The 13,362-nt window shown below is 48.1% G+C and carries 13 protein-coding genes; 2 read left to right on the top strand and 11 right to left on the bottom strand.

Translation table 11 applies throughout. From position 1 onward, the window contains the following. Window positions 1-95: 95 nt before the first annotated feature. From ACKI3C_RS05705 to ACKI3C_RS05755, 11 genes are all read right to left on the bottom strand, one after another. Window positions 96-572, bottom strand: a complete 477-nt coding sequence (locus ACKI3C_RS05705) for a hypothetical protein (RefSeq protein ID WP_407402945.1) — start codon at window positions 570-572, stop codon at window positions 96-98. Between the two features lie 12 nt (window positions 573-584). After that, window positions 585-848, bottom strand: coding sequence for a hypothetical protein (locus ACKI3C_RS05710; RefSeq protein ID WP_407402947.1), 264 nt, complete (start codon window positions 846-848; stop codon window positions 585-587). Between the two features lie 360 nt (window positions 849-1,208). Further along, window positions 1,209-3,245, bottom strand: a complete 2,037-nt coding sequence (locus ACKI3C_RS05715) for a hypothetical protein (RefSeq protein WP_407402949.1) — start codon at window positions 3,243-3,245, stop codon at window positions 1,209-1,211. Between the two features lie 29 nt (window positions 3,246-3,274). Further along, on the bottom strand, window positions 3,275-3,481 hold the full coding sequence (locus ACKI3C_RS05720; protein ID WP_407402951.1) for a helix-turn-helix transcriptional regulator: 207 nt from the start codon (window positions 3,479-3,481) through the stop codon (window positions 3,275-3,277). Beyond that, the gene (locus ACKI3C_RS05725; RefSeq protein ID WP_407402953.1) at window positions 3,471-3,950 is read right to left on the bottom strand and encodes a hypothetical protein; all 480 of its coding nucleotides are present in this window, start codon (window positions 3,948-3,950) and stop codon (window positions 3,471-3,473) included. Before ACKI3C_RS05725 ends, ACKI3C_RS05720 begins: the two co-directional genes overlap by 11 nt. 369 nt (window positions 3,951-4,319) lie before the next feature. Further along, window positions 4,320-6,017: a SulP family inorganic anion transporter gene (locus tag ACKI3C_RS05730; protein WP_407402955.1), complete on the bottom strand. Its 1,698-nt coding sequence runs from the start codon at window positions 6,015-6,017 to the stop codon at window positions 4,320-4,322. Between the two features lie 427 nt (window positions 6,018-6,444). Beyond that, the gene (locus tag ACKI3C_RS05735) at window positions 6,445-7,218 is read right to left on the bottom strand and encodes a prephenate dehydrogenase/arogenate dehydrogenase family protein (RefSeq protein ID WP_407402957.1); all 774 of its coding nucleotides are present in this window, start codon (window positions 7,216-7,218) and stop codon (window positions 6,445-6,447) included. Window positions 7,219-7,226: 8 nt separating this feature from the next. Next, window positions 7,227-8,303: a bifunctional 3-deoxy-7-phosphoheptulonate synthase/chorismate mutase type II gene (locus ACKI3C_RS05740; RefSeq protein ID WP_407402959.1), complete on the bottom strand. Its 1,077-nt coding sequence runs from the start codon at window positions 8,301-8,303 to the stop codon at window positions 7,227-7,229. Window positions 8,304-8,322: 19 nt separating this feature from the next. Beyond that, complete coding sequence (locus ACKI3C_RS05745; protein ID WP_407402961.1) at window positions 8,323-9,507, bottom strand: pyridoxal phosphate-dependent aminotransferase; 1,185 nt, start codon at window positions 9,505-9,507, stop codon at window positions 8,323-8,325. Further along, the gene (locus ACKI3C_RS05750) at window positions 9,488-10,327 is read right to left on the bottom strand and encodes a prephenate dehydratase (RefSeq protein ID WP_407402963.1); all 840 of its coding nucleotides are present in this window, start codon (window positions 10,325-10,327) and stop codon (window positions 9,488-9,490) included. Before ACKI3C_RS05750 ends, ACKI3C_RS05745 begins: the two co-directional genes overlap by 20 nt. Window positions 10,328-10,609: 282 nt before the next feature. Continuing rightward, window positions 10,610-11,194 (bottom strand): MarC family protein, encoded by a 585-nt coding sequence (locus ACKI3C_RS05755; protein WP_407402965.1) that lies wholly within the window; start codon window positions 11,192-11,194, stop codon window positions 10,610-10,612. A gap of 3 nt (window positions 11,195-11,197) precedes the next feature. Between ACKI3C_RS05755 and ACKI3C_RS05760 the strand changes: the two genes are divergently transcribed. Both ACKI3C_RS05760 and ACKI3C_RS05765 read left to right on the top strand, forming a co-directional pair. Continuing rightward, entirely contained in the window at window positions 11,198-11,353 is a 156-nt protein-coding gene (locus ACKI3C_RS05760; RefSeq protein ID WP_407402967.1) for a hypothetical protein, read from the top strand. Window positions 11,354-11,373: 20 nt separating this feature from the next. Next, window positions 11,374-13,359 (top strand): NAD(+) synthase, encoded by a 1,986-nt coding sequence (locus ACKI3C_RS05765; protein ID WP_407402969.1) that lies wholly within the window; start codon window positions 11,374-11,376, stop codon window positions 13,357-13,359. The last annotated feature ends 3 nt before the right edge of the window (window positions 13,360-13,362 follow it).

Genomic DNA, 13,362 nt, shown 5'->3' on the forward strand with positions numbered 1-13,362 from the left:
TACCTTTGTCCATAGGTTTGAAATTTGTAGTATGGTCACACAAAGTTACAAACCTTTTGGGAAAGGGCAAATGTTCTTTCCCTTTTTTTTGTTGCTCACGCGTGAACGCGCGAGGATTCAAGTTTTATCGGACAGCAATAATAGTAAATAGTGTCTTGCGGTAATGAGTCAAAGTACTCAACTGCGCGCATATATGGCTTCAGTTTTAGGCCAGATAATCCCCATGTTTTGGTTAATTGCCTTAACCCGACGTCATTAATTTCTTCAATTATTAGAACTACCTTAGCCGATTCGTAGGACACCTCGGACATGTCGGTCGGGCCAGGATAAAAACGATCGTATTCGGCAAACACTTCTTTGAATCTGATGAATATGGAATCATTAACCCAAACCGTGTCAGGGTATTCATATTCCCAAAGGAATGCATGATTCTTTTTAGAGTCCTCCACTGATTCACTATTATCTATCGAATTTATCTCGTGAAATCTAAAATGCGATAGCCAGTTTATGCAATTTCCTAGCAGTAAGCCAAATCCTATACTAACTAATACTATTAGTGTTGTCTTTTTCATAATCGCAAATGTTTATTTTGATCCAGTGAATACAGAATATGATGCGCCATTGAATCCGTGAATTGAATCGTTTTTGATTAACAACTCATTGTGTATGGTGTCATAGGAACTTGCATGAGAAACATGCAGTTTGTATTCGTTGTCACGTAAACGGGTATATGTTCCTGAGACGATTCCCTCGCTTCCTCCGTCAAAGGATTTGTCAATACTAAAAGCATTAGAATCTTTGTGTATATAAACTTGGTAATCACCTTCTGGGGTTTCAAAATGATACATGACATACAGGTTGTGAATACGGAAACTGCTTGATACCTGGAAAATAATAAAGATTATACATGGTAACATTATGGAGTTGAGCAGCATGAGAGGTGCAAACTTCTTATTTTTTAACACTATTCCCATAATGCATGACAGTACAATACAAACTAGGCATGTAACAACAGAGGTACAAAGCATTGTCAATGTATCTCTAAAAGTTCCAGTTAGGAAACTTAATAGAATACATATAATTGCATTTACAAAAAGTATAATTAAAAATTCTCGTTTCATTCGACTAGTTAATTTTTAATAGATAAAAGGGACGGTTCTTTTTATCTAGTTTTTTGAAAGATTTTATATCCTATTGCTACGCATCGGTTACTTGATTTTTCGTTCTAGACGTGAGTAAATCCAGCTGATGCCGAAGCACAAGAGGCCTGAAACGAGCAGTCCCACGGGTCGCATGATGGTGGAGTCATACTGGATGTCGAACATCGCTAACTTTATCACGCACAGCAAAGATACCACTAGGCCATAAAGCCTGCATCCTTTCAGAAGGAACTTGAAGCCGATGATGATGAACAGCACTGCAAGCACGATGCCTGCTATTGAGATTACAAAGTTCACGGCATGGAGGCTGTGGAGTATCGCAAAAAGGACGATGCTCAATTTGATTCCATTGTACCAACTTGTTACGCGTTCGTCGGCAATGCTTATTGTGTAAGATCTCTTTAAGTTTGCTATTGACAGAGCCGTTGTGGCCAGGATGACGAGTCCCAGTGCAACGGAAGCGGTGCCTGCTATCGTGTGGCGTGCAATGGTCAATGCACTGAATTGAGGCTTGAATAGCATAGACACACCTACGCCAAGGAGTATGAATGTAGAAGCGTAACTTATTATTACTGATTCGGTTTCGCTCTTGCGCGTTGCCATGTTGTTGCGGAACAGTGGTGTGCATAGCAATATGCCTAGAATGCCGAGCATCGTGTAGGCAATGGCGATGTCGATCATGTTGTGCTGGGCAAGCACTAAAACACCGGCAACGAGGAGGGTTGTGAACGAATATTTGTCGGCATAGTGGTAGTGCCTGATTGTGTGAATCAGCAGTAACAAAGAAGTGGTAGTGACGATAATCACTTGTTCCCAAGTGGGCTGCGCGAATATACACCACAGTATGACATAGACTACGGAAGCGAGTCGCATGGGCAATTCCTTAAATCTCACCCCGATAGTCATGAGCAGTAATGCCGCTGGCGCAAGATGTCCTATGTGTTGTGAGAACGTGGCGTTGTAACTGAGCGTTGACATGCCTATCGCAAATGGGAAGAACAAGAGATAGAATAAAACCGGCGATTGAGCGCGGTGCTTGCGGTAGAGCACAACTAGCAGTGATGCAAGTGCTATGAAGCAAATGATGCTATTCCATTTCACCGATGTCTCTACTGTTATTATTGCCGATGACAACATTATAGCTGCAAGTGTAGTGATTCCGTGAAGGAAGAGTAATTTCACATGCTTGTTGTCATCCTTGTAATAGAGTTGTGAGAGCAGGAACGTGGCATAAACAACTGCTAACGATGTGATGCAGGCAGCAGTAATTGTGTCATCTCTAAACACGCCTAGTACTAGCAGCGCAACACAGACAACGGGCAGTTGAACTAGCAGCAGCCAGTCACCTTTGAAAGTCGCGGTTCGCACTGCCCAGTACAGAGCGGCGAGGCAAGGTGCATAGACGGCAATACCTGCTAGACTTGACGACCAGTTGAATGCACACAGCGTTGATGCAATGATGATGCCGGCGTTGCAGATAATGGCAAATATCCTTCCTCCTTGGCGCGATAGCGGGATGAGGCATGCTATCCATGCCATGAGAATTGCGACAAGCACCCATGTGCCGATGATGTCGAAAACAAAATGGCCCAATAAGCTGGTCACATACACAGCACTCACACCACATGCAGCAAGAGCCGTAAAGAGAACTTGGTATTTGCCTTCTTTCCACATGCGCAAAAGTCCCGCCACAGCGAAAATGGCACTCACCAGGTACATGATGACGACCTTGGCCAGCGCTGTGAGATGTGGCGTTATAAATTGAGCAAACCCTACAAGACTGAGTAGCACTAGCACAGAAGCGGCAATGCCCATGACGTATTTGCCCACGTTGCGTTCAAGGAATGACTCGCTGTGTTGCTTCGCAGGTCTGGTTGGCGGAACTGGAGCCTGATGAGCGGTTGTAGGGCTGGGCAAGGGTGGTGGTGCTGAGACGGCATCTAGAATATCGTCTAGGACAGAGTGTGTTGTGGCCGCAGGTTCTCTGTCGGGCACATAGCGTTTTCCTTCGAGTGTAGCAACGCGTTGTTCAAGCAGTGAGATGCGCGACTTGAGTGCTTGTATTTCTTGTTCGGGAGTATTCATGTTGGGGAATTTTATGTGGAAATGGGATGTTATTGCCAGTCGGATTCTTCGAGTGTGAAGATACTTTCCAACGGTTTTTCAAAAACCGAGGCAATCTTCATTGACAGCACCGTTGATGGTACGTATTTGCCTGATTCTATAGCAACGATGGTCTGCCGGCTCACTCCGACGAGGGTCGCCAGTTGCTGTTGGGTCATGCGTTTGATGGCACGCTCCACGTGTACGCTATTCTTCATCTTGGGCCTCCTTTTTTAGCTTATAGAGTTCATACTGGAATTTCCCGATGAATATCAAGAAGCAAGCGACAAATGACACTGTCATGAGTTTCATGTAGATGTCGCCGTAGATGAGTAATGTGCCCAATACGATGACAATAGTGTAGAGTTTCAGTGCCCATGCCCCCGATTTGAGACGCAGGTTGATTGTGAATTCGTCTTCCTCTTTGACTCTGGTGAAAGAAACGAGAAGCATGGAAACTGAAAGTCCTGAAATGAGAATCTCAATCCACCAGTTAGATTTGGTCACAAGCAGCCCTTGGCTCTCTTGCGGCCAGATGTTGATAGTGGTAAAAGTAATGAGGTCGGGCAGCTCTTTGTGGAACGGGAGGAGTATTGCACACACGATGAAAACACACCAGCCCACGATGGCGCACCACCGGGGGAACAGATAATTAGTGTCGAGGACTGAAAGTTTTTTCTTTGTCATGATTATGTTTTTTTGTTTCACGGCGCAAAGTTAAGCAAAATTTCCAATATGACAAGTAAAGTTTACAAAAAGTTTAGTTTTTAATACAGATTTTCGCGGACTCCCCGCGCGGATCTCACTGATTTTACTGATTTATTACAAAATCATGTGTGAGATCCGCGCGGTGACTGCGCAAAAACAACATTGGTGTATAGTTACGATGTTGACTAAGAATTTTTACCGGACAACAATAAATCTGAAATTTAATTCCCTGTATTTCTGTGTAATCTGTGGTTACATTTTACGCTTCAATAGACACAGACAAGAAAATATAAAGGGACACCCGTCGTTGTGGTGACGGGTATCCCTTTGTGTGTGTGAAAACTATATTTACTGGGCGTTGTTGCGCAGCCAGGTTGTGCATGCCTCGAATGTGGGGAAGACGTGGTCTTCGGGGATGAGGCCTGGGATGATGTTGAGTGCGGTGAGTTTAGACATGGCCTGGGGCTGCACGATGGTCATGAGTACAGTCGCTCCGTTGGCCTGCAAGTCTTTGATTGCGCTCTCAAATGCGTAAACTCCCGACTGGTCGAGGTAGGCAACATAACGCATGCGAATGATGACAATCTTTGCGTCGGTGGGCACGTCGTGCATCACCTCCTGGAACTTGGTGATTGAGCCGAAGAAGACGGGGCCGTTGAGACGCTGCACATATACTTTGCCTTTGAGCTCCTCGGGCATTGTGGTCTCGTCGGGCCATGGGTTTTCCTTGTCAAACTCGCTTATCTCGGCAGTGCTGTAGTTTCTTTCAAGCATGTCGCCAGCGTGCTTCATGAAGAAGACGCAAGCCATAACCATGCCGATGCCCACGGCGGTGAGGAGATCGACGAATACTGTCACGATGAATACCGTGATGAGGACAAACGCGTCCGAACGAGGAATCTTGTTGAGGTCGCGGAATCCCTTGAAGTCAATGATACCATATCCCACAGTAATGAGGATACCTGCGAGCACTGCAAGGGGGACATATCTCACAAGGGCACCCAGTCCGAGGAGAATGGACAGCAGCAACAGTGAGTGCATGACACCGCTGAGCTGCGTGCGTCCGCCCGACTTCACATTTACCACTGTGCGCATGGTAGCACCAGCGCCAGCGATACCGCAGAACAATCCGGCAATGGCGTTACCAATGCCCTGGCCGATGAGCTCCTTGTTGCTATTGTGCTTGGTGCGTGTGATGTTGTCGGCCACAACGCTGGTGAGCAGAGTGTCGATAGAGCCAAGACCTGCCAGCGTGAGACCTGGTATCACACTTGCCTTGAGCACTTGCGCCCAGTCCACATTGCTCAGGTCAAGTCCTTTGGCAAAAAATGGCATGGGTAGTCCTGTGGGAATTTCACCAATGGTGAGTTTTTCCTCGATGCTGCATAAAAGAGAGATAATGGTCACTCCGATGAGTGCGACAAGAGTTGAAGGCACTTTCTTGCTGATTTTGGGCATCGCGATGATGATTGCGATGGTTGCAAGTCCCAGACCTAATGCCTGCCAGCTGATGCCAGCCTTGGCGATTGTAGAAAGACCAGTCACCATATCGACAACGAGCACGGGAGACTTTTGCCCCACAAGGGGATAAATCTGTTGCAAGATGATGATGACACCGATACCGCTCATGAATCCCGACAGGACAGGGTAGGGGATGTAACGAACATACTTGCCGATCTTGAGAATGCCGAAAAGAATCTGAAAAAGTCCGCAGAACAGACCTGCGAGCGACATGGCTATGAGCACGCTAGAGAAGTTGCCGTTGCTAGCTGTCCATGAGGCACTGATAAGGCCGGCGGTGATAACAGTCATAGGTCCGGTGGGGCCGCTAATCTGCGAGTGAGTGCCACCAAAGATTGATGCGAACATACCTAGCAGGGTCGCACCCACAAGGCCAGCCAGTGCGCCCATAGAACTTGCCTCGGGAGCATCGATGCCGCCAAATGCCTGGATACCAAACGCCAGAGCAAGCGGCAAGGCAACAATACCAGCGGTGAGACCACCGAAAAGGTCGCCCTTAAAATTACTGAAAATTCCGTGTTTCATCTATTTATCAATTTAGTCATTCAACAGTTATGTGCGTAACTATTCGCCAATAGTGCATTGCGGAGTCACCGTGCGGATTTAATAATAACTGAAAGAAATTAAAATAATTAGAATAATTTCTTTTTCAGTTAAATCAGAGCAATCTGTTATTAATCTTTTCGTGAGATCCGTGAGATCCGCGCGGGGATTCTGCAAAAATCATATTGGAGTATAGTTACTTTATTTGCTTAGATTCCTAAACAACTTGCAAAATTACAAAAAAATAATGAATGCTGAAAAACAGGACTCGAAATATAAGCAATCATTTCCCATTTGGGACAGAAAAAATACCCCCAGCGCCGAATAGCGGCGGAGGGGGAGAGATTCGGATATTGTCTTGCTTGGCAATAAATTAGTAATATCTTTATATAACTCGCTAAATTCGGGGTTACTTGATGTTTTCACGCACTTCTTCTAGGAATGTCTTCATTGCCTTGCTGTCCTTATTGTCAATTATTTCTTGCAGGCGGGTGAGTTTTTCCTTGATTTTGTCGAGCTGGTCGTTGGTGTGCGGGTTGAAGAGGATTTCTTGCAATAGGTAATCATCTTCGCTCATGAGGCCTTGCGCGATGGCCATGTGACGCTTGTAGGTGGTACCGGGAGCGTCCTGGTGCTTCATCACGCTGCCAAAGACCAGGGTGCTGGCAAAGGGGATTGACAGTGAGTAAGCTATGGTCTCGTCGTGCTCGGCAAAGGTGTATTCCCTGATGTTGAGATGCAGGCTGTTGTATATGTCTTTAAAGAATACACGTCCCAGACAGTCGCCCTCGCTGATGATGATGGCGTTCTCGCTGGCAAGATTGCTGAGCGAAGCAAAGGTGGGGCCAAACATGGGATGGGTGCTCACAAATGGGTGACCGCAGTTCTTGTAAAATTCGGGCAATCCTGTCTTGACCGAGGCGATGTCGCTGATGATGCAACTTTGTGGCAAGTGGGGGAGCACTGCCTCAAAAGCGGGGATGGTGTACTTGACCGTCACTGCGTTGATGAGGAGTTGCGGCTGGAAGGCTTCAATCTCGTCCATAGTGGTGAAACGCATGGCATTGAATGTGAAACGCAGGCGTTCGACATCGGTGTCGTAGATTGCAACATCGTGGTTAAAGCTGAGCACGTCGCACAAGAATGATCCCATCTTGCCGGCTCCCATAATAAGAATTTTCATGCGGTCCATTACTTTTTGCCTTCAAAGAGTGAAAGTTGCAGGTTGACTGATTCCTCGTGAATGGCTTGCATCACTTCTTTCATGAACTCGGGGTTGAGTCCAAGAGACTCGGCTTGCTTGACGCGACGTTTCATGATCTCGTCGTAGCGTGCAGCCTGCACAATCTGCATGTTGTGTTCTTTCTTGTAGGTTCCGATTTCCTTGGCGATGCGCATGCGCTTGGCAAGAATTTCGAGCAGCTCATTGTCGCAACGGTCGATGTGCTGGCGCAGGGTGGAAAGGTTCTCGGTGCTAACGTGAGTGTCGCGCACAACGAGAGCGTTGAGAATGATGTTCAGGTTGTCGGGTGTGAGCTGCTGGTTGTTGTCGCTCAACGCTTTGTCGGGGTCGCAGTGGCACTCGATCATGAGACCGTCAACACCCATGTCGAGACTTTGCTGCGAGATGGGCGAGATGAGTTCGCGCCTGCCGCCCATGTGTGACGGGTCGCACACGATGGTGATGTTGGGTATGCGGCGATGCAACTCCACAGGTATGTGCCATTGTGGCTCGTTGCGGTAGAGGTGCTTGCCGTAGGCGCTAAAACCACGGTGAATTGCACCGAGTTTGCGTATACCGGCATTGTAGATGCGCTGAATTCCGCCAATCCATAGTTCGAGATCGGGGTTGACAGGATTCTTTACCAGCACGGGCACGTCTTCGTGACCACGCAATGCATCGGCGATGTCTTGCATGGCGAAGGGGTTGGCAGCAGTACGTGCGCCAATCCAGAGGAGGTCGATGCCTGCGTCGAGGGCTGCGTTGACATGCTCGTGTGTTGCGACCTCGGTGGCGGTGTACATGCCTGTTTCTTTCTTGACCTGCTGCATCCACAGGAGTCCTTTCAGGCCGACACCTTCAAAGCCTCCGGGCTTGGTGCGGGGTTTCCAAATGCCTGCACGGAATATCTTGACGCCGTTAGCTGCTAACTGGCGTGCTGTGTCGAGTAATTGTTCTTCACTCTCGGCGCTGCAAGGGCCTGCTATTACAAGAGGTTGGTCGGGATCAACGCCAGGGAAAGTGATAGGTTGTAAATCGTTAAACATTTCCATATATATATATATATTAATTGTTGTCAATATTTAGCACACGCTGGGTTGCTTGCTGTATGTTGCTTGTTGAAGCACAGAGCGAGATGCGGATGAAGCGGTCGCCGTTGGTGCCGAAGATGAAACCTGGCACGACAAAAACCCTTGCCTTGTCGAGGATGCGTTGAGCGAATGCTTCACTCGACTCGACGCTGTCAGGGATGCGTCCCCACAGGAAAAGGCCACGCTGCTGTGGATCAAATGTGCACCCGAGTGCCTGCATCAGTTGCTCGGCAGCCTTGCGACGCTCGGCATAGACCTGGTTGACCTGGGCATACCACTGTTCGTCGCATTGCAGTGCGCGCACTGCGGCAAGCATCATGGGTTTGTACTGGCCGGAGTCAACGTTGGACTTTACTTTAAGAATCCAGTTGATGAAAGTGGCGTTAGACGTGACCATGCCCATGCGCCAACCTGGCATGTTGTGCGACTTGCTGAGGGAGTTCATCTCGATGGCGATGTCCTTTGCGCCTTCGACTTGAAGTATGCTCAAAGGGTTATCGTTGAGAATGAAGCTATAAGGATTGTCGTTGACGATGACAATGCCGTGACGGTGCCCGAAGTCAACCAAACGCTCAAACAGTGCTTTGCTGGCAGTCTTGCCAGTGGGCATGTGGGGATAGTTAACCCACATGAGCTTGATGTTGCTGTCCTTGACGATGTTTTCCAGTTGTTCGAAATCGGGCTCCCAATTACTTTCCTCGGTGAGGTCATAGTAGTGTATACTAGCGCCAGCAAGGCGGCTGACCGATGTGTAGGTGGGGTAGCCAGGGTTGGGTACCAGCACGCCGTCGCCGGGGTTGATGAAGGCGAGGGTGGTGTGCAGGATACCTTCCTTGGAACCTATGAGCGGTAGCAACTCGGTGGCAGGATCAATTTCAACGCCATACCAACGTGAATACCACCCGGCGTAGGCTTCGCGCAATGCGGGCAGGCCCACATAGGGCTGGTATCCGTGTGCACCGGGCTGTTGTGCCTCGTGGCACAAGGTGTTTATCACCTCGGGGTGCGGCGGCTGGTCGGGACCACCCACGCCAAGGGAAATTATGTTGGCTCCCTGTGCGTTGAGCGCAGCGATTTCTTTGAGTTTGGTAGAGAAATAGTATTCCTTGACCTCGCTCACACGACAGGCGGGTGTTATGTTATTGCTTGCTTTCTTCATATTCTCCAAGTATTTTGAAGTCGTTGATGAGTGGTTTCACGGCGTCGATGCTCTGGCGGTAACGTGTGTAGTCGTTGTAGGTGAGGTCGACGTAGAATCGGTATTCCCACTCACGTCCTATGATGGGCAGAGATTGGATCTTGGTTAGGTTCATGCCGTAAAACGAGAAGATGGTGAGTACAGCCGAGAGGCTGCCTTGATTGTGTGGCAGGGTGAACTCGATGCTTGCTTTGTCGGGTTTGCTGCCTCGGGTGAACTCGGGTGCGGTGTCGGGGTCGGCGATGATGAGGAAGCGTGTGAAGTTACGCTTGTTGGTCTGTATGTCCTCGGCAAGGATATTGAGCCCGTAGAGTTCGCCAGCATACTTGCCGCACACGGCAGCGTGTCCCATGAGATTGTTGTTGGCAATCATCTCGGCACTGCCAGCGGTGTCGTTGGTCTCGACGAGTTTCATGCGAGGATGCCTCATGAGAAATTGCTCGCATTGCCGCAACGCCATGGGGTGAGAGTTGACCTCGACAATGTCGTCGATGGTCTGCCCCGGAAGGGCGACAAGCGAGTGAGAGATGTACTTGCGGAACTCGCCTATGACGCGATGGTTGCTCTGTCGCAGCAGCTCATGGTTTTGCAACAGGCTGCCGGCTATGGTATTTTCTATGGCCATGATGCCGAGCATGGAAGCGTCGCCACGCAGCACGTCCATCATCTCGTGAAAAGTCTCGCAGGGCACCGTGGTGATGTCCTGGCCCTTGAAGTATTCGTGGGCGGCCTCGTCGTGGAAGCATCCAGCCACGCCCTGTATCGCTACTCTGAGTTCCATATATTGTCCATAAAAAAATCCCGTCACTGTTCATGGCGGGACTCGTTATCTTTGTTAATCATCTAATTCTTGAAAAGTAGATTTAATTCATCAATTTAACTCAATACCGATTCCGCCTTTATTGTGTTAGAATAAAAGTAAAAATAATAGTAATATGAATAAAATCGAGTCATATAATCTTATTTATGCTGCAAAATTACCAATAATTATTGAAAATTGCAATAAATATGTTATAAAATTGATAATCTACTCAAAAAAGGGATGTTTGTTGCGTTGATATTGTCATTGCCACAGATGGGAAATGTTGTCGGTGAAGAGTTTCACGGCAATGGCCATGAGGATAATGCCGAAGAACTTGCGTATGAAGTAGATACCGCTCTTGCCGAGGATTTTCTGCACCTTGTCGGTGAGGCTGATGACGATGAACACCCACACCATGTTGAGCGCAAGTGCAAGCATGATGTTGAGGTCGCTATACATGGCCTTCATGGAGATGAGCGTGGTGAAAGATCCCGCTCCTGCCAGCAATGGGAAGACAAGTGGCACAAGTGTCGCATCCTTAATGGGGCCGGCATTTTTGAAGATTTCAACGTCGAGAATCATTTCAAGCGACATGAACAAGATGAGGATGGCGCCGGCTATCGCAAACGAACCAATATCGCAACCGAAGATTTTGAGAATGAGGTCACCGCCATAGAAGAAACCTATCATGAGCAACCATGAATAGATGGTTGCCTTGGTGGCACTGACGTGCTTGCCAGTGGATTTTATCTGCAAGATAATGGGTATAGAACCTACGATATCGATAATACCCAAAAGAACAAGGAACGCGCTGAGCGTATCCATAATGCTAAAAGAAGAAAACATAAAATGGATGTATGGTTAATTAACGATTACTCTAAAAATCTGTGCAAAGGTAAGAAAAAAAATAAACATGCAAAAGTTTATTGGCAGGGAGTTTTAAGTGTGATGAAAAAACATGCGGCAAAATGGTGCTTGATTGGTGGTTTTTTTGTACCTTTGTAAGTTATTTATTGTATAGAGTAATGTTACAGAACAAACCTACATATAAGACTGACTATGGATATGTGCGCGTGGCGTCGGTTGTGCCGTCGCTCAATGTGGCCGATGTGGCTGGAAATGTGCACAATATCATCAAATCATATAACGAGGCAAGAGAGGAGGGCGCCCAGGTAGTGGTGTTCCCTGAACTTGCTGTCACGGGTTATACCTGCGGCGACCTTTTCGGCAACGAAGCTTTGTTGGATGAGGTGGAACTGGGAATCGAGGAGATTGCTCGCAACGTGGTAGCTAGCGGAAGTATCGCTATTGTGGGTGCACCGTTGCGCGAGCGCGGCCACTTGTATAACTGTGCCATTGTGATGACATGCAACAATGGCATGTATGTGGTTCCTAAAACTTATTTGCCTAATTATAAGGAGTTTTACGAGAAGCGTTGGTTTGCCAGCGATAATATTACCCGTGGGGCGATCACCGAGATTTCGATTAATGGATTAAAATATCAGTTCGGCACTAACATGATCTTTGAGTGCGGCAGGTTGAAGCTGGCAATCGAGATATGCGAAGACTTGTGGGTTCCGGTTCCTCCAAGCAGTATCGCAGCCATTAATGGGGCAAATGTCCTGGTCAACCTCTCGGCCAGCAATGAACTTGTGGGCAAGCATGACTACCTGGTGAATTTGATTAAGCACCAGAGCAACCAGTGCATTGCGTCATATATTTATGCCTCATCGGGCTATGGCGAGTCAACCACCGACCTGGTGTTTGCCGGCAATGCTATAATAGCTGAAAACGGAAGCATAATCAAGCAGGGCAAGCGATTCTGCACTACACCGCAGATGTCGGTTGCCGACGTAGATCTTGAAGCCCTTGACAATGAGCGTAGGTTGAACGGCAGTTTCACTGACAGTATGCTTCAGTTTACACGCCAGTACAAGTATATCCCTATTGAGTTTGACCCGCTAGATTATGAGCATGTGAAACTAGAACGCAAGGTGCGCAAGATGCCCTTTACCCCTAATGAGACGTCGCGATTGAACTCACGTTGTGAAGAAATCGTGAACATTCAGACGCAGGGGCTGATGCGCCGCATGGACTTCACCCACACGAAGTCGCTTGTAGTGGGGATCTCTGGCGGACTGGATTCAACGCTTGCACTGATGATAGCAGTGCGGGCCTTTGACCGGCTGGGCCTTGACCGCAAAGGTATCTACGGAATCACTATGCCTGGTTTTGGAACGACCGGACGCACCCATAAGAATGCTGTGGCGCTGATGAATGCACTGGGCATTACTGTGAAAGAAATCAGAATCGCTGATGCAGTGATGCAACATTTTGCCGATATCGAGCATGATCCCGAAGTGCAGGATGTGACATATGAGAATAGTCAGGCACGAGAACGCACCCAGATACTCATGGACTACGCCAACAAAGTGGGTGGCATGGTGCTGGGCACTGGCGACCTGAGCGAACTTGCACTAGGCTGGGCTACGTATAATGGCGATCACATGTCGATGTACAACGTGAATTGCAGCATACCCAAGACACTGGCCCGTCATCTCGTGATGTGGTTTGCGTCGTCGATGAATACCAGCAACCCTACTGGCATAGTGATACACGAGACCTTGCTCGATGTGCTAGACACCCCGATCAGTCCCGAACTTACCAAGGCTGATGCCCAGGGCAACATAGCGCAAATGACCGAGGATTTGGTTGGTCCCTATGAACTGCACGATTTCTTCTTGTATAACATGCTTCGTCATGGTTTCGGGCCGGAAAAAATCTATTTCTTGGCACGCAAGGCCTTTGCCGGCATGTATGACAATGCCACTATAAAAAAGTGGCTCACAACATTCAGCCGCCGATTTTTCAACCAGCAGTTTAAGCGTTCCTGCCTGCCTGATGGTCCAAAGGTGGGAAACGTGTCACTCTCGCCCCGTGGCGACTGGCGCATGCCTAGCGACGCATCAAGCGGGTTGTGGCTGAAACAATGTGAACAATTACCTGTGTAAAAA

Origin of the sequence: Sodaliphilus sp. (genome assembly GCF_045598405.1) — a bacterium.
In the GTDB taxonomy this organism is placed as follows: domain Bacteria; phylum Bacteroidota; class Bacteroidia; order Bacteroidales; family Muribaculaceae; genus Sodaliphilus; species Sodaliphilus limicaballi.

Coding starts and splice junctions, on each gene's coding strand:
- ACKI3C_RS05730 (WP_407402955.1), bottom strand. CDS start 6,017: ATGAAACACGGAATTTTCAGTAATTTTAAGGGCGACCTTTTCGGTGGT.
- ACKI3C_RS05745 (WP_407402961.1), bottom strand. CDS start 9,507: ATGAAGAAAGCAAGCAATAACATAACACCCGCCTGTCGTGTGAGCGAG.
- ACKI3C_RS05705 (WP_407402945.1), bottom strand. CDS start 572: ATGAAAAAGACAACACTAATAGTATTAGTTAGTATAGGATTTGGCTTA.
- ACKI3C_RS05710 (WP_407402947.1), bottom strand. CDS start 848: ATGTATCATTTTGAAACCCCAGAAGGTGATTACCAAGTTTATATACAC.
- ACKI3C_RS05725 (WP_407402953.1), bottom strand. CDS start 3,950: ATGACAAAGAAAAAACTTTCAGTCCTCGACACTAATTATCTGTTCCCC.
- ACKI3C_RS05740 (WP_407402959.1), bottom strand. CDS start 8,303: ATGTTTAACGATTTACAACCTATCACTTTCCCTGGCGTTGATCCCGAC.
- ACKI3C_RS05750 (WP_407402963.1), bottom strand. CDS start 10,327: ATGGAACTCAGAGTAGCGATACAGGGCGTGGCTGGATGCTTCCACGAC.
- ACKI3C_RS05755 (WP_407402965.1), bottom strand. CDS start 11,194: ATGTTTTCTTCTTTTAGCATTATGGATACGCTCAGCGCGTTCCTTGTT.
- ACKI3C_RS05715 (WP_407402949.1), bottom strand. CDS start 3,245: ATGAATACTCCCGAACAAGAAATACAAGCACTCAAGTCGCGCATCTCA.
- ACKI3C_RS05760 (WP_407402967.1), top strand. CDS start 11,198: ATGGATGTATGGTTAATTAACGATTACTCTAAAAATCTGTGCAAAGGT.
- ACKI3C_RS05765 (WP_407402969.1), top strand. CDS start 11,374: ATGTTACAGAACAAACCTACATATAAGACTGACTATGGATATGTGCGC.
- ACKI3C_RS05720 (WP_407402951.1), bottom strand. CDS start 3,481: ATGAAGAATAGCGTACACGTGGAGCGTGCCATCAAACGCATGACCCAA.
- ACKI3C_RS05735 (WP_407402957.1), bottom strand. CDS start 7,218: ATGAAAATTCTTATTATGGGAGCCGGCAAGATGGGATCATTCTTGTGC.